This is a genomic window from Kitasatospora sp. NPDC038210, from assembly GCF_055600605.1.
Map to the genome: position 1 here is coordinate 26564 of NZ_JBVJYK010000034.1, position 20590 is coordinate 47153.

The following is a 20590-nucleotide window of genomic DNA, read 5'->3' on the forward strand; positions in this document are numbered from 1 at the left end:
GCCCCTCGTTCGAAGGCGAACGAGGGGCCACGTGGTGTCCGACTACGCCGCGGGCTCGGACGTCGAGGTCGCCGCACGCCAGGTGGCGATGATGTCGGCCGCCTTGGTCTCGAAGTCCGGGTCGCGCCAGGCGCCCGGCATGCCGATCACCGCCGGCAGCTTGAAGTCGCCGTGCTCCCGGTGGGTGACCCGCACGACGTCCCCGGAATCGGGGCGGTCGCGGTGCTTGCCGACCTCGACGTTGGTGAGGTCCGCCCAGGCGAACCGCTTGCGGGAGCCCAGCGCCCCGGTCCACCGGATCTCGCGCTCGTCGAAGCTGACGCTGCTGAAGGCGCCCCTCACCTGGAGGAGTCCACCGATGATCAGGAGAGCGCCGCCAGCCATGACGGCGGCGGTCCGGACGTTCATCGGGAAGAGCGAACCGCGGTAGAGAAGGTAGGCGCCACCGGCCAGGAAGAGTGTCGAGGAAATCCACTGGCGGCGTATCTGGGCCGGCTGGAGACGGTAGGTCACGTGTTTCACCCGCGGATCTTGGCAGGTCGGGCGCATCTGAGGAAGCGTCACCGGTGACCCCTGGCCGTCTTGCTCCCGCGAGCGGATGGGCTCCCCGGTGCGGTGCGGGTCGAGCCGCGTCTCCCGGGTCACCAGTGGCGGCCGTCTTCGCCCCGGACCGCGAACGGCGGGCGGACGGGTGTGCCGGAGAACCCCCGGCACACCGGCCCCACGGCCGGGCCCGACGGGCCGTCCGCTCCACCGCGGGGCCTCACTCCCCTTCGGCGAACGCCTCGCGCAGGCGGGCTTCTTCTTCCCCGGTGAGGTTCGTCTCGATGAGTTCCGCGTGCCGGCCCTCGAACTCGGCCCTGACCCGGTCCAGGACGGCATCCGAGCTGAGGACGAACAGCGCGGAGGTGCCCGGCGTCACCTTCTCCCGCACCCCCTTGATGAAGTCCTCGTCGATGCCGAGGTGAGCGAGGTGCCCGCCCAGAGCGCCTCCGGCCGCACCGACCGCGGCGCCGAGCAGGGCGACGAAGAAGATGAGCCCGAGGAGGAAGCCCCAGAAAGCGCCGCCCAGGGCACCCATGCCGGTCATGTCGGCCAAGTGGCGGGTCTTGGGCTTCCTGGCCCCCTCCGGCCAGCTGATCACGGCACCGTCCTGGACCTTGATCAGCTCTTGGCGCTGCAGCTTCATCAGTGTGTCGAGGGCGCCGTCGGCTCCAGTCGCGGCGGGAAAGCGCCATACCGTCAGAGTCGCCACCTTGACCTCCGTGTGCGGGGGATGCGGGAACGGGCCCATGGTCGGCCGGGGCCGAGGGCGGCACCGCACAACCACGGCGGGAACGGGGCGCGGGCCACCCGGTCGGCGGGCGCGGCCGGCGGCGGTGAGGGGCGGAGAGCCGGTGAGGGGCGGACGAAGGTCCGGCCGGCGGCGGTGAGGGGCGGAGAGCCGGTGAGGGGCGGACGAAGGTCCGGCCGGCCTCGGCTCGGTCGAGGGCAGGGCGGCCATGCCGTCGTGTTCGGCGTGCGTGACCGGTAGGGCCACAGGCGGGGTCGGCCAGGGCCGGGCTCTGGGGCTCGTCAGTCGTCCTCGGTATCGGCCATGGCCGCCTCGTAGACCTGCAGGGTCCGGACGAAGACCTGCCGCTGTTCGGGGGCCAGGGGGGTCAGGGCCCGGCGCCAGGCGTGCGCCCCCCGGCCCTGTGACAACAGCAGCGATCCGGTCACTCGCCCCGGGCATTCCGCCTGCAGGGTGGATCAGATGCCCCCCTCAGGCGGGGAAGCTCCCGATGAACGCTTCGAGGCCTCCTGCCAGGTCAAGGGGTTGAAATCCACGTCGTAGTCGATCCACCACACGACGGGCACCTCGGGCGCCAAGTCGTGCAGCACCCTGTAGATGACGGTCAGAGATCCAACGGGCGATCCCCGGTCCTCGAACGAGAACACGCTGTGCTGGAGGCTGAACGACAGCTCCGTCGGCCGCTCGGGGGCGACGTCCGCCACGATCTCCAGGAAGCCCTCGAACACACTGCTCACCGTGGCGTCCGGCCAGTGCCTCTCGACGCACTCCTGCAGCTGCTCCCCGGTGAAGGTCCACGGCCCGACTCGTTCGCGGTCGGCACTGACGTAGAAGCTGGATCCCACGGGGTGCTCTCTTCTCTCGATGCTGCAGGTCAGGGTTCGATGCGGACGCGGCCGGTGACGCTCTGGGCCGCATTGAGGGACTGGAAGTAGGCGGAGGCCTTGGGGTCGTTCGTGATGAGTTCGAGGTGGTTGACCTTGTTCCGGGGTCCTTCAAGGCCGATGCGTACTTCTCCAGCTTCGCGGACTCATGCTTCATGGTGTTCTCGTACGCCCGGCCAGCCGAAGCGGTCAGCAGAGCCGCGGGTCCGCCATCAGCACCACGCGGTCGGCCGCGGGATCGAACCCGAGCACCGGATGCCCGTAGTCGCCCTCGGCCGTCATGACCACCTGCTTGCCGAGCCGACGACCGACCGCGGCCAGGAACCGGCACAGGACGTCCGCCCCCTCCTGGCCCTGAAGTTCGCGGAGGTCGACGTCGAAGTCGATCCCGTCGGCAGACCACGGACGGAAGATCCCAGAGCATCCGGGACCGGGCAGACCCGCAGATCGACCGTCTCCGCATCAGCGGGCCGCGCCAGCACCTCCGCCGCAGAAGGCAGCGGACCCGCGACTCCGCCCTCCAGGTACTCGCATGTCCATCCGCTCGACCAGACCAGGTCGAACACCGCCTGCCAGTCCTCGACCGTGGTGCCCTCCACACACACGTCCGGCAGAGCACCCATCAGCTCAGGGTCGAAGAAGTTCCTGACGTTGTCCCACAGCAGATCCGGCATGTCGCCATGCTGCCCGGCCAGCGCGCCCGGACGCACACGACCCCGCCATCCGCCGATACGACCAGCTGCTCCCCGGTGCCCTGGCTCACCTGGATCGACGCCACCGGTTTCGGCCTGCGCAGCCGCATCGACGACATGCTCACCGCGCATGGCACCCGGGCATTGCCTGAGGATCCCTGGGCGGCCTCGCTGTCAGACTGAAGTCCGCGGCGGCCGGGGCCGTGGCGGGGGCCGGGGCAGTGGGAGTGCGGCCTTCGGCGGGCGCGCACCGTCATCAGCCCCCCGCAGGGTGACAACTTTATGAGACACCCCTTGCCCATCTCGGTCTGGCCCCCGGCAGCAGCTGCCGGGAGCCAGAGCGTACGCGTCGGCACCCAACCAGACGCCGCGGTCCTGAACCGCGCAAGACCACCGTCCCCGACGGGATCGGTCGCGGGAATGACGGTCGACAGCCGACCCTCGTAGGCGCATGACAGGGCTGGGTTCACTGCGTGTCCGTGGAGTTGCTCAGGCAATCAGCTTGGCGCGCTGCCGGGGCAGTTCGGCGTGGCGCACGTCGGAGGCCAGGTCGATGACCGCGCCCAGTCCGGCGATGGTGCCGCAGCCGATGAACACCGGGGCGGCGCCCCAGGCCCCGATGGCGGCGCCGACCAGCGGGTAGCTGAGGGGGGCGATACCGACCATGGTGAGCATGACGACGGAGGTGACCCGGCCGAGGTAAGCCGGGTCCGCCGCGGTCTGCATGAGGGCGTTGTTCAGGCTGCCGAAGACACCCGCACACAGTCCGATGACCGCAGCCAGTACCGCGGCAAGCCAAAGCGTGGGTACCAGCGCGATGGTGGCCGCGCCCGCGCAGCCTACGAGCAGTATCCACGTCATCATCAGGCCGGCACGGGGTAGCCATCCTGCGATGGCAAGCAGTGAGGCGCCGGCCGCAGCTCCCGCGCTGAAGCTGCTGACGATCCAGCCGTAACCGGACGTGCCCCAGCCACGTTCGGCGTTGAGGAGCACCATGCCAACGTTGAGGGTGCCCGTTAGCCCGAGTTCGCAGACGGCGCCGGCGACGACGAGCGGGCCGATGAGGTGGTGGCGGCGGATGTAGCGCAGGCCGTCGAGCAGGTCCTGGCGCGCGGTGCCAGGCGCTGACTGCTCGGCGTCGCTCGACACCAGGGGCCGCATCCGTATCGTCAGCAGGAGCGGCAGGGACAGCGCGAGGAGCAGTCCGGCGACGGTGAAAGCGGCCGCGGGTCCGCCGAATCCCATGGCCAGGCCTGCGATCGGCGGGCCCGCGACCTGGCCGAGGCGGGTCGACAGCGAGCGCATGCCGGTGACCCGGGCCAGCTGGTCAGGGGTGGTGATCCGGGGCGGGAGGGCGCCGACAGCTGGTACGAACAGCGCGTCCGCGGCACCGAAGACGAGCGCCACCGTGACCAGGATCCACAAGGCCGGCGCGGTCAGTGCGACGCCTGCAGCCACCGCCAGGAGGAAGCCGCAGCGCAGTGTGTCACTGCCGAGAATCACCCGGCGGGGGTCGAACCGGTCGGCCAGCACGCCCCCGCCGAGCATGAGTAACGCTCGCGGTAACGCTCCGGCGGCCATGACGAGGCCGACTTCGGTCGGGCCGGCGGCCTTCTGGGCCGACCAACCCAGGGCGACGAAGTACACGCTGTCGCCAACGAGGGAGAGCGTGTAGGCGGTGAGCCAGCGCAGCACGTTGGCGTCACGGTGAGCCGGTGTAGACGTACGTTCGCACAGGACTGTGTGCGGGGCGGCCATGGTGGGCTCCAGGAAGTCGGGAGTTCGGCTGAGTCAGGGCCGGAAGGGAAAGCCGTAGACGTGCACGGACACGTGCTCCCGGCCCTCGGTGTCGCCGGCCGCCTTGGCGGCCTTGCCCCGCTCCCGCCAGCGTCGGGCGAGCGCCTGGAGCTCATCGCTCATCTCGGCAAGTTCAGCCGGGGTGAGGTCCAGCAGCCACTCGGAGCTGAAGGACGCGTCGCTCCACGCCTTCCCCCAGGCGGACTTCTGATCGAGATACGTGCGGTACTGGGCGACGCGCGTATCGAACACCCCACGGGTCACCGCGCCGACCGCGGCTGCGCCCTCGGGCGTGTCCGCGAAGTCCGAGTCGCGAAAGCCCCAGCCCCCCTCGGATGAGACCGTCCACCACCGCTCGCGGCCGTCGGTGCTCTGGTCGCTCGCCTGGGTCACGAAGCCGTGCTCGGCCAGCTTGCGCAAGTGGTAGCTGACCAGCGAGGGCGTTTCGTCGACATGCTCGGCGAGCTGAGAGGCGGTCGCGGTGCCCGCGGCGTACAGCAGCCGGTACAGCTGCATCCGCAGCGGGTTCATGAACGCCCTCAACCGTGACAGGTCGGTGATCTGCTCAGACTCGTGCTTCGGTCGCATGCACTCACCGTAGATATGAAGCGAAAACTTCGCAATACTCGCTTCAGAGTGAGATGGCCGAGCAACCCAGCTCCGTGCAGGCGGCCGGACAGCCAGCCCAGCTCGACTTGACTGCCGCTGGGCCACGAGGTCAGCGCCGACTGCCTTCGGGGAAAGCAGGCTGGTGGCCGCGGCTATCGCTTCCGCCGAGATAGCGCCGTACGTTCTCCGACTTCTTGTGCCGTGACCTGCCATCAGTATCGGCAGGCTGGCTGCGGCCTTACTCAGGGACGTCCCGTCTCCGATGCCCCGTCAGCACGTCTGTCCCTGAGTCCCCAATCCGCTGACTGGCCGGCGGCGGACGTGGGACGTGGGGTCCCGGACGGTGGTTCGGGCCGGTCTCGACGGTGTTCCCGCGGTGACCTCCGGTCCACTCGGTCCCGCTGGGCTTCACCGGATGCCGGCTGTCCCGACCGGCGGAAGGTCCGACGGGTGATACGCCTGGTCATGACGGTGATCGCGGCCAAGGTGACCAGCGAGTCGGATGCTCTGAACCATGGACCGGAGCCGAACACCGGAGCGCCCGCCACCGACACCATCGGCCGCCGGCAGAGTGCAGCGTGGCCGGGTCCCGGGGATGCAGCGGGGTGTTCCGCGGGGCCCGGCCGGCGGGAGCGGCAGCGCTCGGGGCCGAGACGCTGCTGCTGCTCGGCAGCCCGGTGGTGTGGTGGTGGGGTCCCTCGTAACGGGAATGCTGGACCTGCCGGCTGGTGCTGGTCAGGTCTCTGGCCTGGGTCTTTTCGGGCTCGGTCAGGCGCAGGCTCTCGACCTGGCGTGGTCAGACTGGCAGGTCTTCGTGGCGGTCTTGTGTAGTCATCCAGACGGCGATCTGGGTTCGTGAGGTGAAGTCGAGTTTGTTGAGGATGTTGCGGATGTGGGTCTCGACGGTGCGCCCGGATATGAACAGGCGTGAGCCGATGTCCTTGTTGCTCAGACCGTCGACCACCAGTCGCGCGACGGCGGCTTCGCGCTTCCCGAGGATTTCTGCACTGTTGTGGTGTGGGGCTGCCGGGGCTTGGCGGGAGTCCTCGCGAAGTTCGAGCCGAACGGCGGCTTCGCGACTCAGCTGCTGCCCTGCATGGAACTGCGTCTCGAATTTGGCGGAGCCGAGGGCAGTCGTGACCGACGTGGTGGCGTGCGCCAGTGAGGGTGCGATTCCCGGGTGGACGCTGGCGCCCACGTCTCCAGGCGGTCGGTCAACGGGCCGGCCGGTCTGATGCTGCTGGTCAACACGGCCGGGATCGGGCTGTCACTGGTGTCCGGGGACGCCCGGCTGGCGGTGGCCAAGGACGGAGCGCTGAGCAGCGTGGTGGGCATCGCGATGGTCTGGTCGGCCTTCGCCGGGCAGCCCATGGTGAGCGCGGGGCTCAAGCCCTTTCTCACCAAGGGCGAGCCCGTCAGGATCGCCGCCTGGGACCGCCTGAGCGCGGGCTCCGCCCGGTTCCGGTGGGCGGAGCGGGGGTTCACGCTCGCCTGGGGTCTGTCGCTGGTCGGTGAGTGCGCGGCCCGCGTCGTGGGTGCCTACACGCTGCCGGTGTCGACGATGGCCTGGCTGTCAACGGTCTGCCTGCTCGGAGCGTTCGTCGTGGCCTTCATCGCCGGTGCGCCGTTCCACAACCGGATCGAGAAGCTGGTCGAGGCCGAGGCCGAGGCCGAGGCCGAGGCCGCCGTGTCCGGTGTGGCAGAGCGCTTCGAAACGGAGGATCCCGCGCCCGGGGACCCAGTGGTCACCGTTGCGTGATGTCAGCGTGGCGCCGGGCGGCACCGGCGGCGGCCCGGCGACAGATCCCGGCCCGCCGCCCTCCTTCGGGTTCCACCAGTGACGAACCGGCACGACGTACCGATCCCGAACTTCGCGACACCAGGCACATCACCCGACCGTTGTCACGGAGGAGAACGCATCATGTCGAAGCGGACCGTCGCCTTCGCGATCAGCACCGCTGCCCTGGCCGGATCGGCGCTCGTCCCGGCGGCGGAGGCCGGGACACCGCCCGGACTGAGCATCACGGCGGTGATCAGTTCCTCGGAGGTCGAATGAGCCTGTGCCACTACCTCCAGTGCCCGGCGGTGAGCCGCTGTCGGAACCTCACCGACCGGCCCGGCCGACAAGGTCCGCAATGTTTCGGCCGAGGGTGCCCGGATCCCTTCATCGCTCCAGCCTGCAGCTCCGGCGCCGCGGCGGCGGGGGACGGGGCCAGCGGGTTCCCACCGGCGAAGCGGAGTACAGCCTTCCGAAGCGAGCTGGGAATCCCTGTGGCGAGCAGCAGGCTCCGAGCCTGCTGCTCGGAGAACGGCTCCAGTTCACGGACGCACGAAACCTCGGACCAGGCAGGATCCGCGATCCGCTGCGGCTCCGGCGCCAGCCGGGCCGCCAGAACCACCAGACGGGGTTGTGGCGCCGTCGCTCGGCTTCCGTGCAGGACGTGACCGGTCTTGCGGCGGACAGGTCGTGCGAGGTGGGCGATCAGGTGGCGGATCTCAGGGACGGTCAGCGGTATCCGCTCGGGCGGCCGCGCGTACCTCGGCGAGCGCTCGCCGTGCCAGCGGCCCGAAGCCCTCGCTGTTGTCGGTGTCGATCCACTGATCGAAGGCGATCTCCCAGGCGAGCATGCCCAGCTTCGAGGCCACCCGCGCAGTCAGGCTCGGCACGCCGCGGCGGTCGAGGGCCTCGATCATCGAGGCGGCGAGGTCGATCCGCTTCAGGGCTTCGCGTTCACGCAGTTCCGTATTGGCGTTCAGCACGGCCTGGCGCCGGCCGCTGAACTCGCGGCGATCAGCGGTGAAGAACGCCCGGCCGAGCGCATCGAGAGCGTCCGCCACCGCGTCGAGCGGCCCGGCCGCCGGCGGCGCCGAGGCGATCCCTTCGACGAGCAGACCGGTCACCGTACCCCTGTCGAAGAGCACCTCGCGCTTGTCCGGGAAGTATCGGAAGAACGTGCTCTTGGTGAGCCCCGCGCGCTCCGCGATCTCGATGACGGTCGTGTTCTCGTAGCCGCGCTCCTCGAAGAGGTCGAGGGCGGCGGCGGCGAGTCGTCCTGGTGCGTCGGGTTGCCAGCGAGCCATGGGAACAGTGTACGGGACTTAGTCCCATCACTGCTGTAGGGTCCATGAGACCAAGTCCCATCACTGTCCGGGAGGTCCCGATGAGCAGAGCTGTCCGTTACCGGCACTTCGGCGGTCCCGAAGTACTCGAACTGCAGGAGATACCCGAGCCGCACGCCGCTCCGGACGAGGTTCGCGTCCGGGTCACGGCCGCCGGGCTGAATCCGATGGACTGGCAGATCACCGCACAGCCCGACATGGCGGCGCGGTTCGGCATCACCTTGCCGGCCGGGTTCGGCAGCGACTTCGCCGGCGTGGTGGACGAGGTGGGTGCCGACGCCACGGGATTCGCGGCCGGCGACCGGGTGTACGGGGCTGCGATCGGCCGGTCAGTCGCCGACTTCGTGCTGGTCCAGACCCCCGCGGCACACCTGTGGCCCACTCCGGAGGGCATCCCTGACGAGGTCGCGGCCACGCTTCCGGTGTCCGGCCTGACGGCCGCCGCGGCGCTCGCCGCGATCGAGCCCCGCACCGGGGACACCGTCCTGATCGGTGGGGCGGCGGGCGGCGTGGGCATCTTCGCCGTGCAACTGGCGAAGCTTGCGGGTGCCCGAGTGCTCGGCACCGCCTCCGCGGGCACGTTCGGATTCCTGCGCGGGCTCGGCGCCGAACCCGTGGCGTACGGCCCCGGCCTGGCGGACCGGGTGAGGGCCCTGGCGCCCGAGGGGATCACCGCCGCCACCGACCTCTTCGGACGGGAAGCGGCCGAGACCGCGCTCAAGCTCGGCGTGGCACCCGAGCGGATCTCCGTCGTGGCCGACGGCCCCGCCCCGCCCACCGGTGTGCGCAAGACGGGCGCCCTCGACGCGGATCCGGGCGCCCTGGGACGGATCGCCGACCTGATCCGTTCTGGCCGGATCACGATTCCGATCGCGGCGACCTTCCGGGTCGAGCAGATTCGCGAAGCCGTGACGACGCAGGCCGGGCGGCACGTTCACGGCAAACTCGTGATCGCACTGTGAACCGGCACAAGGTGGACTCGGCGACACCGATCCCCGCCGCCACCGCGTAGACGGCCACCGGCGGCACCCGTGACGAGCAGTGGCCGGCGTGGACCTCCGTCGGGGCTGGGAAGCTCTGCCGGAGGAGCGGCGCCGGCCTTCGGCCGGGGTCTACTTCCCCGGGCTACCGATCATGATCGCCCGCCTCTCATGCAGGGTGGCAGCAGTGCGGGTGTGGGCGGCGGTCGGCCCGCCCGGGGGGAGTGGATCCCGAAGCGTTCGCCGAGCTCGTCGGGCGGACAGACGCGGCCCCGGAGGACCACCGTGCGGTGACCGGCCCCCGGTGACCGCGGGCCGGTCTCCTCAGCTGCCCCCGATGGATCCGGATCCGGCGGCACCGGTGACCGCGGCGACCTCGCGGCGCGAGCGGACACCGAGTTTGCCGAGGATGTGGGAGACGTGGGTCTCCACGGTGCGCCGCGACAGCAGCAGTCTCGCGGCGATGTCGGGATTGGACAGCCCCTGCACGACCAGGTCGGCCACGCGCTGCTCGGTGACGGTCAGCGCACCCCGGCCGGAGGCGGGCCGGGAGCGCGGTCCCCGGATCCCGGCCCGCACTCCCCAGCGGCGCATGCGGGCGGCGGCGCGGCGCGCGTCCCAGACCGCGCCCAGCCCGGCGTAGACCGCGAGGGCCTCGTCGAAGGCGGCGCGGGCCGCGGCGCGCTCCCCGGTGGCGGCCCGGAGCACCGCGAGGTCTTCGAGGGCGTTCCCGAGGTCCGGGAGCCGATCGGCGGCGCGGTGGTGCTCGATCACGGCGAGCAGCCGGGCCGGGTCGTCGTGCAGCAGTCCGCGGCACCACTGGGCGGCGGCCCGGGTGGCGGGCAGCGGTTCGATGTGGGCGTGCCGCCGGCTCTCCAGCGCCGCGGTGCGCGCCGTGCGCCGGTCGTCCACGGCGAGCGCCAGCCGGACCAGGCCGACCAGCCACTCCGGATGCCTCCGGATGTCGAACTCGTACCCGTGGGCCAGCAGCACCGCCAGCACCTCCAAGGCCTCCCGGGGGCGGCCCGCGCGCTCCAGGGCGAGGCTGCGGGCGACGATCCGGTACGAGGCCGCCACGGGCCAGGTCGGGAGCACCACTTCGGCATCCTGGGCCTCCGGCTGCCCGGGTGCCTGCGGCCGGCTGTCCCGCCGGGCGCCGATCAGCGCCCGCAGGCTGTGCCGGGCAAGCTGCCAGCGGCCGTGCGGCAAGTCGGTGGCCTCGTCCAGGACCGCCTGTGCGTCGTCCCACCGACCGTGCTCGTAGTACCTCTCGGCGATCCTCACCAGGTTCATCGAGAGCAGCGTCGATCCGGTCCGCTCGGCGAGGGCACGGGCGTGCGCCAGGGACTCCTCCGCCTCCCGGGGGCGGCCGAGGCTGTCCAGTGCCACGGCCCGGTGGCCCAGCAGCATGAGCCTCAGGTCCACGAGCTCGCGATCGTTGCCGATCTCCGCCAGCGCCCGGTCGGCCAGGACCAGCGCACCGGGCTGGTCGCCCTCCCGGATGCGGATCAGGGCGCCCGCGTTCAGGGCGTAGCCCACGGTCGTGGCGCTGTCGAGCCGCAGTCCTTCGGCGAGTGCCGCGGTCATCGCCGCGCGGCCCGCGTCGAGCCGGCCCTGGAACCCCCGGGCGAGCGCGAGCAGGGCCATCAGCCGCGCCCGCCAGCGCGGGGCGAGCCGTGGGTCGCCCCGCGCCGCACGCCAGTTCGCCTCCACGTCCTGGTAGCGGCCGGCCCGCAGCGCGATGCTGGTGAGCAGCCACCGGGCCCGGCCGACGAGTTCGCGGTCGGTGGTCGTCAGCAGGACGGTCCGGGCGAGTTCCTCGGCGCGGTCGACGGGGCCCGTGCGGAAGTAGAGCTCCGCCAGTCGGTCGGCCAGCACGGGGCGCCTCGGACATTCCGCGTCCGTGCGCCGCAGGGCGTGTTCGAGCAGTTCGGCAGCGATCGCCGGGGCCCGGTGGACCAGCTGCGCCGCGTTGTCGGCGAGCCACTCCCACTCCCAGCCGTCGGCTTCTGCCAGGACGGGGAGGATCAGCTCGGCCACGCGCTCGACCGGCGCACCGGCGGCGACCAGCTGCTGCGCCGCGTGCCGCCGGAGCCCCGCGCGCAGGGCGGACGGGACGCTCTCGTGGATCACCTCCTTCAGCAGCGCGTGGCGGAACCGGAGCCGGGGCCCGGCGGACTCCAGCACGCCCGCGCTCAGGGTCTCCTCCACCGCCGTCAGGAGGTCACCACGTCCCGCCGCTGCCGTCAGATCGGTCGCCGAGAACTCGGGACCGAGCAGGGAGGCGGTGCGCAGCACCTGCTGGGCCTCGGGCGAGAGACCGGCGAGCCGGTCCGCGATCACGTCGGCCAGGCCCCGGAGCTCCCCCGGGTCGCGGCCGTCAGCGGACAGCTCCACCGTGCCCGCGGCGCGGTGGAGGGATCCACAGCGCACCAGTGCGGCCAGCAACTCCCTGACGTACAGGGGGTTTCCGGCTGCGGAGCCGAGACGTGCGACGAGCCGCGGTCCGGGGGTGCCTCCGGCCAGCGCACCCGCCAGCTCCGACACGCTCGCCTCGCTCAGGCGATCGAGCGCGAGCACCCGTCCGCCCCGAACGTGGAGCTCGCGACGCAGCCGGGCCAGAGCCGGCCGGCGCGGTGCCGGCCGGCAGGTCCCGACGGTCAGGAGCGGCCGCTGCACCGCGGTCCGGCAGAGGCGGCGCCACATCAACAGGGTCGCTTCGTCCGCCCACTGGAGGTCCTCCAGCACCAGGAGCACCGGCCCGGAGGCACACAGGTCGTCGACCCGTGCCAGCAGGTGCTCGGTGGCAGCCCCCACCGGATCGGCGCCCAGCGGGTCGCGGCCCTTGCGGGTCCGCGGTCGTCGACGCGGAGGTACGGTCTCCGCGTGCCGGGGGCCGGCCGACGGCGGGGGCACACCGAGGAGCCGTGTGATGGCCGAGAGCGGACACCGCTGACCCAGTTCGTCGCACTGCCCGGACAGCACCGCGCATCCGGCGGCCCGGGCCGCGGCGAGCGGTGCGGCGAGCAGCGCGGACTTGCCGATGCCGGGTTCGCCCTCGACCAGCACGCCGCCCCCGCGGCCGGCCGCGACACCGGCGACCAGACCCTCCAGCACGGCGCTCTCGGCTTCCCGTCCCGTCACGCCGACCATCTGCAGAATCAGCATGTACATGACCTTAGCCGGATCGAGCGGGGTGCCAAACGTCGCGCACGTCACGCACGTCGGCGGCGGGCACCACGAGCGGCCGGGGGTCCGGCGCCGTACGCGGGACCCGGTGCCGCACGCGGGACCGGCGCCGTACGGCGGCCCTGGATCTCAGTGAGGCTCACGGATGTCTCCGTGGATCCGCCGCCGGACGATCGTCCGACAGCCCGGTACGCGCTCCATGGCGCGATCGGTGCTCGTCCGCCACGCCCCGCCCGCCGAGCCGGCGTTCACACCACCGGTCGTCGGCCGGCGGGGTGCCGGACGACCGGTCACCGTCACCACGCGAGGAAGGTCCCGCATGCCCCTTCGACGCTCGGCCCTGAGGATCGCCGCGGCCGCGGCCGCGGTCTCCGCGATCGCCCTGCCCACCTCCGCCTCCGCCTCCCCCGCAACCCCCGCCCCCTCCCCCGCCTCCACCGCCTCCACCGCGCCGGCGGCCGGCGCGGCGCAGGCGACGGCGGCGGGCCAGGCCGGATTCATCGTGAGCAAGGCCCAGTTCGGCCAGATGTTCCCGAACAAGAACCAGTTCTACACCTACGAGGCACTGGTCGGTGCGATGAGCGCCTACCCCGGCTTCGCGCACACCGGGAACGACGCGCTTGAGCGACGGGAGGCGGCGGCCTTCCTGGCGAACGTCAGCCACGAGACCGGCGGCCTGCGCTACGTCGTCGAGCAGAACACCGCCAACTATCCGACGTACTGCGACACCACCCGCCCCTACGGCTGTCCGGCGGGCCGCGCGGCCTACTACGGGAGGGGGCCGCTCCAGCTCAGCTGGAACTTCAACTACAAGGCGGCGGGGGACGCCCTGCACATCGACCTGCTCCACAACCCGAGCCTGGTCCAGACCAATCCCCAGATCGCGTGGAAGACCGCGCTCTGGTACTGGAACACCCAGTCCGGGCCCGGCTCCATGACGCCCCACCAGGCGATCGTCAACGGCGCCGGATTCGGTCAGACGATCCGCAGCATCAACGGCGCCGTGGAGTGCAACGGCCGGAACAACGCCGAGATGCAGGACAGGATCACCCTGTACCAGAGGTTCTCACGGATCCTCGGCACCTCGCCCGGCGCCGACCTGACCTGCTGAGCGGGGAGGGGAAGTCATGCGCAGGTTCCTGATCAGGCTGTTCGTCGCGATGACCGCGGCCGCACTGACCGCCGTGCTGCCGAGCGCGGGGGTGGCGAGCGCGGGCGTGGCACCGGGTGCGACGGCGGCGAGCGGGTCGGCCGCGGGTGCGGCACCGGCGGCCCGCACCGCGGCAGCCGCGGCGGTCAACCACACGGTGACGTTCGTGAACCACTCCTCGCAGAAACTGTGGATCGGAAGCGGCGTCAACACCGACGGGTCGAAGCAGTTCGCCCGGCTGCCGGTCCTGGCTCCCGGACAGTCGGCGACGGTGACGATCCCCGAGACGACCGCCCCGTTCCACTGGCGCGGCAAGTTCTTCGCGCGGCAGGGATGCGGCGGCACCTCCGGCAGCACCTTCCACTGCCGGGTGGCCGACTGCGGCCCGTTCGCCGACCACTGCACGGCGGGCGAACAGCCCGCAAGTCTGGCGGAGTTCAACTTCGACAGCAAGGACGGCGCCGCTCCCTGGTACGACGTGAGCTACGTGAACGCGTTCTCGCTGCCGGTCACGATCACTCCGGTGAACGCCACGGTTCCGGACGGTGGGGGCTGCGACACACGGGGCTGCGCGGCGAACCTCCTGTCCCTCTGCCCGCCGTCCGACCTGACGCGCGGGCCGGACGGCAAGCCGATGCTGTGCACCAACCCCAGCCGGGACACCCCCAGCGACTACAGCCGCGCGCTCAGCGCGAAGTGCCCCAAGGCCTACACGTGGTCCAAGCAGGACCAGGTGCCGGGCAACAAGGTGATGCAGCAGTGCAGCCACTGCAGCGGCTTCACCGTCACGTTCGGGCCCACCGCGTGAGCCGCCCGTCCCGGCACGACGCCCTGCCGCGTCGAACACGTCTGCTCACCGTCCTGCTCGCGGTGCTGACCTGGCTCACGGTCGCGAGCCCGGCCGACGCGTCCGCAGCAACGGTGAAGAAGAAGGGCGTGAGTGCCTGGAACTTCACCGACGTCACCAAGGCACTCGCCGACTCCAGGGCCGGCTGGTTCTTCACCTGGGCCTCGGACCGACAGCAGATCCGGCCGCCGGCCGGCGTCGAGTTCGTGCCCATGATCTGGGGCCCGGCCTCGGTGACCGACGCCCAACTCACCACCGCCAGGAAGGAGGGCACGACCCTGCTCGGGTTCAACGAACCCGACCTCCCGGCACAGGCCGACATGAGCGTGACCAAGGCCCTCGACCTGTGGCCCCGGCTCCAGTCGACCGGCATGCGCCTGGGGGCGCCGGCGGTCGCCGGCGGCGGCGACGTCGCGGGCGGCTGGCTCGACCGGTTCATGAAGGGCGCCACCGCCCGTCACTACAAGGTCGACTTCATCCCCCTGCACTGGTACGGCTCGGACTTCCGCGCCGATGCCGCGACCGGTCAGCTGCGCAGCTACCTCCAGGCCACCTACGACCGGTACAAGAAGCCGATCTGGCTCACCGAGTACGCCCTGACCGACTTCTCCGGCGGCACCCCGAGGTACCCGACACCGGACCAGCAGGCCGCGTTCGTGGCGAAGTCGACCGCCATGCTGCAGGGGCTCCCCTTCGTCGAACGCTACGCCTGGTTCACGCTCTCGGCGGACCGCGGCGGCACCGGCCTCTACAACGGGGCGGCGCCCAACCGGGTGGGTGCGGCCTACCGCGCGGCAGGCTGAGCCCGGGCCCCGCGGCGTCGGGGCCGCACCCCCTCGCGGGTGCGGCTCCGACGGGGCAACGCCGAGCCTCCGGGCTCCGACGGCGCAACACCGAGCCTCCGGGCCTCGACGGCGCAACACCGAGCCTCCGGGCCCCGACGGCGCAACACCGAGCCTCCGGGCTCCGACGGCTCCACTTCCGACGGCCCCACCACGGTGCAGTTCCGGCGGAGTTGACCGGCGGGTAACCGAGCCCGGATGCCCTCCACCGAAGACGTCCCCCGAACACCTGGAGCCCGCATGGAACCCACCACCGCTCCCCACCGGCGGCGCCTGCTCGCGCCCGCCGCCGCCTGCCTCGCCCTGTCGTGTTCCGTCGTCGGCACCGCAACGCCGGCGCGCGCCTTCAGCGCGGGCAACCACGAGAAGATCACCCGGGCCGCCCTGGCAGCGGGGGGCTGGCACCCGAACTCGCTGACGGCGATGGCGGACGGGAACTCGGGCGCGATCGTCGCCAACGACCACGGCCGGTACTTCGGCATCGGCGAGCTCCACTGCGACAACGCCGACTACCTCGCCCCCGCGTACGACAGCCACTACCCCCGCACCCGCGGACAGGCCGACACCGAGCTCATCGACTGCATCGCGAGTTCCGTCGACCACCTCAGGCGGGCCCTCACCTCCGCTGACCGGCTGGTCGACGCCGACGGTCACGTCGTCGCCGCCCAGGTCTCCATCTCCCCGGCGTGCAACTGGGACGACGGACCGGGGCGGGCGAAGTGCGAGGTCCTGGAGGACCTGGGCCGCGGTTGGCACCAGATCGAGGACTTCTACGCCCACAGCAACTGGGCCGACCACGCCGGACCGGGCGCCATCGGCGTCAAGAACCCGCCGGGTCTGGGCAGGACCGATCTCCCCGCGTTCTTCTCCATCAGCCGCTACAGCTCCATGAGCAGGGCGGACTGGGTCAAGGACGCCGGCAGCCACATCCCGCGCGACCTGACGACCGGCTGCTACCCGGACAGCGACCACTCCGGCAGGGCCTCCGACTGCACGAACCGCGTCACCCACGACGGCGTCCTGAACAAGGACACGGACGACAGCCCCCGCTCACGCGTCGACCACGACTTCGACCGCGCCTACGACCTCGCCGTCAAGGACATCGCCCGCCAGTGGCGGAACTTCGAGGACGAACTCCGGCGCAGGTACCCGACCAACGGCCGGGCCGCGGCGATGATCTGCGCCATCACCCATGACCACCCGGACAGGACCTGCCGCTGACACCCCGGCACGGCTGCCGGCAAGCCCGGCGGGCCGGGCGGCGGCCGGCAGGGGTTCGACTCCCACGACGCGGCGGATCCGGGTGGGCTCGACGAAGACGGTGACCCGCCGCTCGCCGGGCAGGCGCCAGCCGTACTCCTCGACGCCGAGGTACTTCCGGGCGAGGCGGTCCATCTGCCGGTCGGACCGCTCCCCGGTCACGAACTCGACGGCCCGGCCGTGGATCTGGATCCGGTCGTAGGGATCGGCCGCGTCGGCGCTGGAGAGGCAGACCCGGGGGTCGTGGCGCAGGTTGCGCTCCTTGATCCGGCCGATGGAGGTGTTGAAGTACACCCGGTCGCCGTCGACGCCCAGCCACATCGGGGAGACGTGCGGGGCGCCGTCCTCCCCGGTGGTCGCCACGTACCAGATGCGCGGCTCCGCCACCCTGACCCGGATGTCCTCCGGCCAGATGCCCACCGGCCGCCCCTTCGTCCCGCCGTCGCGGCGGCTTTCGCCACGACTGTCCACTGATGGTGCCTCAGTCCGACTTCAGGGGTCAGGAGGCGCAGCGGCCGGCGGCTCTCCGGCGTCGACCGCTGCTGCCGGCAGCCTCGTTCGCGGCCGGCCACGGGGCAGCTCGCGCGGGCCGACGGCGGGCGTGGAGGGCAGGGAAACGGCGGATTCGCTCAGTGTGAAGTCACCCGGTGGCCGGTTTGCGGCGGGGTGGGAGACAGAAGTCGGGATCCATGATTGTCTGATGGGCAAGCGGCAAGGAAATGACGTGTCATACGAAGAAAGCTCCGTATAAGAAAATTTTTGAAGGGATCCCCCTTCGGGCGGGACCGGTCCGCGGCCGATGGCGTCGAGCCGGCCGGACCGGGTCGGGAATGACCGCCGTCGACCGGGCTCACCGCAGTGCCTCCCGCGCCGGGAGGTGGTGCACCGAGGACGTCAACCAGGGTGCGCCGGGTGGCAGTCGGGGCCGATGCAAGCGGCTCCCGGCTCCGGTGACGGCACTTTCCCCGGGTTGCGGTGACAGCCGGCGGGCCGTGGGCGCGATCGGCCGGGAGGGCCATGGCCGCGACGCGGGAGATCGCGACGGCAACCTGGTCGTACACATTGCTTTGCCATGGAGTCACGGCACGCCCGCCGATGTGACGGCGCATCAGAGGAGCCGAGTCGTCGGTAACCGGCGCAACGGCGGGAGAGCCGAAAGTTCGCACAAGGAGGGGTGGATGGCCTGGATCGGGGCGGGGCGTGGGCCCGAGCTGGCGCGGCTGAGCGGTGTGCTCGACAGAGCCCGCGCCGGTCAGCCGGCCACGGTGCTGATCGAGGGGGAGCCGGGATGCGGGAAGTCCGAGACGGTGGCGGCACTGGCCGCGCTCGCCGCCGACGCGGGGTTCCGGGTGGCCGTCGCCAACGCGCGGAGCCTGCCCGACGCGCCGTTCGCGGCCGCCGACGAGCTGCTCGGCCGACTGCTCGCGAAGGGCGCGCCGACCGCGGACCGGACACCCTCGCCGGAGGTCCTGGGCGATCTGGTCGAGCTGGTCCGGGCAGAGGCCCGCCGCGCACCGGTGGCCCTCTGCCTCGATGACGCAGCCCACCTCGAACCGTGGTCGTTGCGCTGGCTGCTGGCCCTGGCGGCATCCGCGTTCCCCCACCAGCTGGTGGTCGCGCTGTCCGCCGGGCACTTCGGCGGCGCCGAGCTCGGCCCGGCGGCCGAACTCTCCGCGTTCGCCGAACACATCGCCCTCGCCGGTCTGCCGGAGACCGCACTCGTCGACTTCGCGGCCGCCCGCTGCGAAGTCGGACTCGACGAGGAGGCCGCGAAGGTCTGCCACGAGTTGACCGGCGGCAACCCCGGCCTGCTGCAGGCCCTGCTGTCCGAGCACACCGGCTCCGCTCCCACCGCCGGGACACTGCGCGCCACCGCCGCTCCGAGGACGCTCCCGGGAGCCGAGCGCTGGCTGGGCGGCCTCGGTGAACCGGCGCTCGCGCTGGCGAGGGCGGTCGCCGTGCTCGGCGTGGACGCGGAGATCGCGCAGGCCGCGGAGCTCGCGCGGCTGACCGTGACGGACGCCCTGACCGCGGTCGACGAGCTGGTCGACCGGAGACTGCTCGCCAACCGGACACCGCTGGCCTTCCGCCACCCGCTGCTCGCCTCGATGGTCATCGGCGCGATACCGGTCGGCACCAGGGCCGCCCTCCACCTGCGAGCGGCCGAGATCCTGCGCGACGGGCACTTCGACGTGACCGGGGTGGCACGACAACTGGTCGCGGCCGGCCCGCTCGGCCTGGACTGGACGGTACAGCCGCTGCGGACAGCGGCCCGCAGGCTGACGCAGGAGGGCCGGGCCGAGGACGCCGCGCGGCACCTGCGGGGGCTGCTGCGCGAGCCGTTGGACCCGCAGGTGAAGGCGGCCGTACGGCGTGAACTCGCCGCGCTGGACGCTTTCGTCGACCCGGAGCTCACCGTGCGCCGGCTGGACGCGGCACGGCTGGAGGCCGAGGAACCGCCGACCGTGACGGAGCACACGGTGGCCCTCGCCACACTGCTGACCGAGTGCGGGCGTCCCGCGGACGCCGTGGCGGTCCTCGACGACACCGCCCAGCGGCTCGGCCCGGCCGCGGGCGCGCACGTCCGGAGGCTGCGGCTGCACAAGGCGCTCATCTGCCGTGGCGGTCCCCCCTGGCTGGCGAGGTCCGCCGATCGTCCGGACGAGCCGGTCGGCGAGGATCTGCAGCCGGACGGCGGCGGCTGGGAACTGCCCGCCCTACGAGCCACCGAGGCGGTGGCCGCGGGGGTGGACAGGACGACGGCCGTGCGCCACGCCAGGCTGTCGCTGGCCGGTGCGGGCGAATGCCCGGGCCGGGGCCTGTGGCACGGGTGCAGCGCGCTCATCCGGGCCGACGAGCTGACCGAGGCGTGGACGCACTGCAGCCGGACCCGCCTGGCCGGGGGTGTGCCGCCCGGGCGATGGGACCACGTCATCGCCGAGCTGCTGCGCGCCGCGATCCACCGGGTCCGCGGTGACCTGGCCGGCGCGGTGGACACGCTGACACCCCTGACCGACCGGCTGTGCGCGCTGGTGCCCCAGGGCCACCTGCTGGCCACTCGCGCCGTGGCGGCCATGGTCGAGGCACGGGCCCTGACGGGCGACACCGACACCGCCCGTACGCTGCTCGACGCCTGCGGGCTGGACCGGGAGCTGCCGCTGCGGCAGGACACCCCGGCCGTGCTCTCCGCGCGAGCCGTGTTACGGGAGCAGAGCGGCGACCCGGCGGGCGCGCTCGACGACCACCTGGCCGCCGGAAAGCTGCTGACCGACTGCCAGGTGCGCAATCCCGCCGTGCTGCCGTGGCGCTCGCGCGCCGCACGGTTGCTCACGTCGGCGGGCGAGACCGCCGAGGCGGCCGGGCTGGCCGGCGCCGAACTGGACGACGCACGCCGGTGGGGCACACCGCGCGCGATCGGGATCGCCGAACACGCCCTCGCCATGACCGAGACCGGCACACGGCGCATCAGCCCGCTGACCAGGGCCGTCGCCACGCTGACGCGCTCACCGGCCAGGCTGGAGCTGGCGGCCGCCCGGTTCGACCTGGGGACCGCGCTGAGCGAGGGCGGCCGGCTGCACGAGGCGCACACCGAGTTCGTGGCCGCCCTGGCCACGGCCGGGGCCTGCTCCGCGCAGCCGCTGGTGAACGGAATCACGGAGGCCCGGCGGGCGATCCGGCCGGAGTGGACGGACGAGCCGCCGAATCCGGTCCTGACGGGCCTGACCTCGCAGGAACTGAAGATCCTCGGCCTCGCCCGGGACGGTCACACCAACCGGGCGATCGCCGGGAAGCTCTTCGTCACCGTGCGGACGGTGGAGTTCCACCTCTCCGGCGCCTACCGCAAACTCGGGATCTCCGGACGCCGGCAGCTCGCCGAGATCATCCCGAGAACGGCGGGGCCGCGGTGAGGGGCGCACCGCCGCAAG

At 72.2% G+C, this 20590-nt stretch carries 18 protein-coding genes and 2 pseudogenes; 9 read left to right on the forward strand and 11 right to left on the reverse strand.

Annotated features, from left to right (window positions below; translation table 11 throughout):
* Positions 1–42: 42 nt before the first annotated feature.
* The 5 genes and pseudogenes from ACZ7KX_RS38065 to ACZ7KX_RS38085 form a co-directional block, all read right to left on the reverse strand.
* Positions 43–513 (reverse strand): hypothetical protein, encoded by a 471-nt coding sequence (locus ACZ7KX_RS38065; protein WP_470330516.1) that lies wholly within the window; start codon positions 511–513, stop codon positions 43–45.
* A 250-nt stretch (positions 514–763) separates the two neighbouring features.
* Complete coding sequence (locus ACZ7KX_RS38070) at positions 764–1255, reverse strand: DUF1269 domain-containing protein (protein ID WP_470330517.1); 492 nt, start codon at positions 1253–1255, stop codon at positions 764–766.
* A gap of 320 nt (positions 1256–1575) precedes the next feature.
* The gene (locus ACZ7KX_RS38075; protein WP_470330518.1) at positions 1576–1722 is read right to left on the reverse strand and encodes a hypothetical protein; all 147 of its coding nucleotides are present in this window, start codon (positions 1720–1722) and stop codon (positions 1576–1578) included.
* Between the two features lie 30 nt (positions 1723–1752).
* On the reverse strand, positions 1753–2139 hold the full coding sequence (locus ACZ7KX_RS38080; RefSeq protein ID WP_470330519.1) for a hypothetical protein: 387 nt from the start codon (positions 2137–2139) through the stop codon (positions 1753–1755).
* Positions 2140–2367: 228 nt separating this feature from the next.
* Positions 2368–2852 (reverse strand): annotated as a pseudogene (locus ACZ7KX_RS38085) (hypothetical protein).
* Between the two features lie 6 nt (positions 2853–2858).
* On the opposite strand from ACZ7KX_RS38085, the gene ACZ7KX_RS38090 reads away from it, so the two are divergent.
* Positions 2859–3053 (forward strand): hypothetical protein, encoded by a 195-nt coding sequence (locus tag ACZ7KX_RS38090; protein WP_470330520.1) that lies wholly within the window; start codon positions 2859–2861, stop codon positions 3051–3053.
* A 306-nt stretch (positions 3054–3359) separates the two neighbouring features.
* On the opposite strand, the gene ACZ7KX_RS38095 is transcribed toward ACZ7KX_RS38090, so the two are convergent.
* The 3 genes from ACZ7KX_RS38095 to ACZ7KX_RS38105 form a co-directional block, all read right to left on the reverse strand.
* Complete coding sequence (locus ACZ7KX_RS38095; RefSeq protein WP_470330521.1) at positions 3360–4628, reverse strand: MFS transporter; 1269 nt, start codon at positions 4626–4628, stop codon at positions 3360–3362.
* 33 nt (positions 4629–4661) lie between these two features.
* On the reverse strand, positions 4662–5255 hold the full coding sequence (locus tag ACZ7KX_RS38100) for a helix-turn-helix domain-containing protein (protein WP_470330522.1): 594 nt from the start codon (positions 5253–5255) through the stop codon (positions 4662–4664).
* Positions 5256–6072: 817 nt separating this feature from the next.
* Positions 6073–6474: a response regulator transcription factor gene (locus ACZ7KX_RS38105; RefSeq protein WP_470330523.1), complete on the reverse strand. Its 402-nt coding sequence runs from the start codon at positions 6472–6474 to the stop codon at positions 6073–6075.
* Here ACZ7KX_RS38105 and ACZ7KX_RS38110 point away from each other — a divergent pair.
* Together ACZ7KX_RS38110 and ACZ7KX_RS38115 are read left to right on the forward strand one after the other, a co-directional pair.
* On the forward strand, positions 6457–7035 hold the full coding sequence (locus tag ACZ7KX_RS38110; protein ID WP_470330524.1) for a VC0807 family protein: 579 nt from the start codon (positions 6457–6459) through the stop codon (positions 7033–7035). The two genes, ACZ7KX_RS38105 and ACZ7KX_RS38110, sit on opposite strands and share 18 nt — an antisense overlap.
* Positions 7036–7197: 162 nt before the next feature.
* Complete coding sequence (locus ACZ7KX_RS38115; RefSeq protein WP_470330525.1) at positions 7198–7332, forward strand: hypothetical protein; 135 nt, start codon at positions 7198–7200, stop codon at positions 7330–7332.
* 440 nt (positions 7333–7772) lie between these two features.
* Here ACZ7KX_RS38115 and ACZ7KX_RS38120 read toward each other — a convergent pair whose 3' ends face one another.
* A complete protein-coding gene (locus ACZ7KX_RS38120) occupies positions 7773–8357 on the reverse strand; it encodes a TetR/AcrR family transcriptional regulator (protein WP_470330526.1) in 585 nt (194 codons plus the stop codon).
* Positions 8358–8437: 80 nt separating this feature from the next.
* Between ACZ7KX_RS38120 and ACZ7KX_RS38125 the strand changes: the two genes are divergently transcribed.
* Positions 8438–9358, forward strand: a complete 921-nt coding sequence (locus ACZ7KX_RS38125) for an NADP-dependent oxidoreductase (protein WP_470330527.1) — start codon at positions 8438–8440, stop codon at positions 9356–9358.
* Between the two features lie 342 nt (positions 9359–9700).
* On the opposite strand, the gene ACZ7KX_RS38130 is transcribed toward ACZ7KX_RS38125, so the two are convergent.
* Positions 9701–12544, reverse strand: coding sequence for an ATP-binding protein (locus tag ACZ7KX_RS38130; protein ID WP_470330528.1), 2844 nt, complete (start codon positions 12542–12544; stop codon positions 9701–9703).
* Between the two features lie 340 nt (positions 12545–12884).
* Here ACZ7KX_RS38130 and ACZ7KX_RS38135 point away from each other — a divergent pair, with 340 nt between their 5' ends.
* The 4 genes from ACZ7KX_RS38135 (at position 12885) to ACZ7KX_RS38150 (ending at position 16625) form a co-directional block, all read left to right on the forward strand.
* Positions 12885–13676, forward strand: a complete 792-nt coding sequence (locus tag ACZ7KX_RS38135; RefSeq protein WP_470330529.1) for a chitinase — start codon at positions 12885–12887, stop codon at positions 13674–13676.
* Positions 13677–13692: 16 nt separating this feature from the next.
* Positions 13693–14523 carry a thaumatin family protein gene (locus tag ACZ7KX_RS38140; RefSeq protein WP_470330530.1) on the forward strand — a complete coding sequence of 277 codons (831 nt, stop codon included), beginning with the start codon at positions 13693–13695 and terminating at the stop codon, positions 14521–14523.
* Positions 14520–15365, forward strand: a complete 846-nt coding sequence (locus ACZ7KX_RS38145) for a glycosyl hydrolase (protein WP_470330531.1) — start codon at positions 14520–14522, stop codon at positions 15363–15365. The genes ACZ7KX_RS38140 and ACZ7KX_RS38145 overlap by 4 nt, the downstream gene beginning before the upstream one ends.
* 279 nt (positions 15366–15644) lie before the next feature.
* The gene (locus ACZ7KX_RS38150; protein ID WP_470330532.1) at positions 15645–16625 is read left to right on the forward strand and encodes a CinY protein; all 981 of its coding nucleotides are present in this window, start codon (positions 15645–15647) and stop codon (positions 16623–16625) included.
* Between the two features lie 42 nt (positions 16626–16667).
* Here ACZ7KX_RS38150 and ACZ7KX_RS38155 read toward each other — a convergent pair.
* Positions 16668–17084, reverse strand: a pseudogene (locus ACZ7KX_RS38155) (PPOX class F420-dependent oxidoreductase); the annotation flags it as partial.
* Between the two features lie 758 nt (positions 17085–17842).
* Between ACZ7KX_RS38155 and ACZ7KX_RS38160 the strand changes: the two are divergent.
* Positions 17843–20572 (forward strand): helix-turn-helix transcriptional regulator, encoded by a 2730-nt coding sequence (locus tag ACZ7KX_RS38160; protein ID WP_470330533.1) that lies wholly within the window; start codon positions 17843–17845, stop codon positions 20570–20572.
* The last annotated feature ends 18 nt before the right edge of the window (positions 20573–20590 follow it).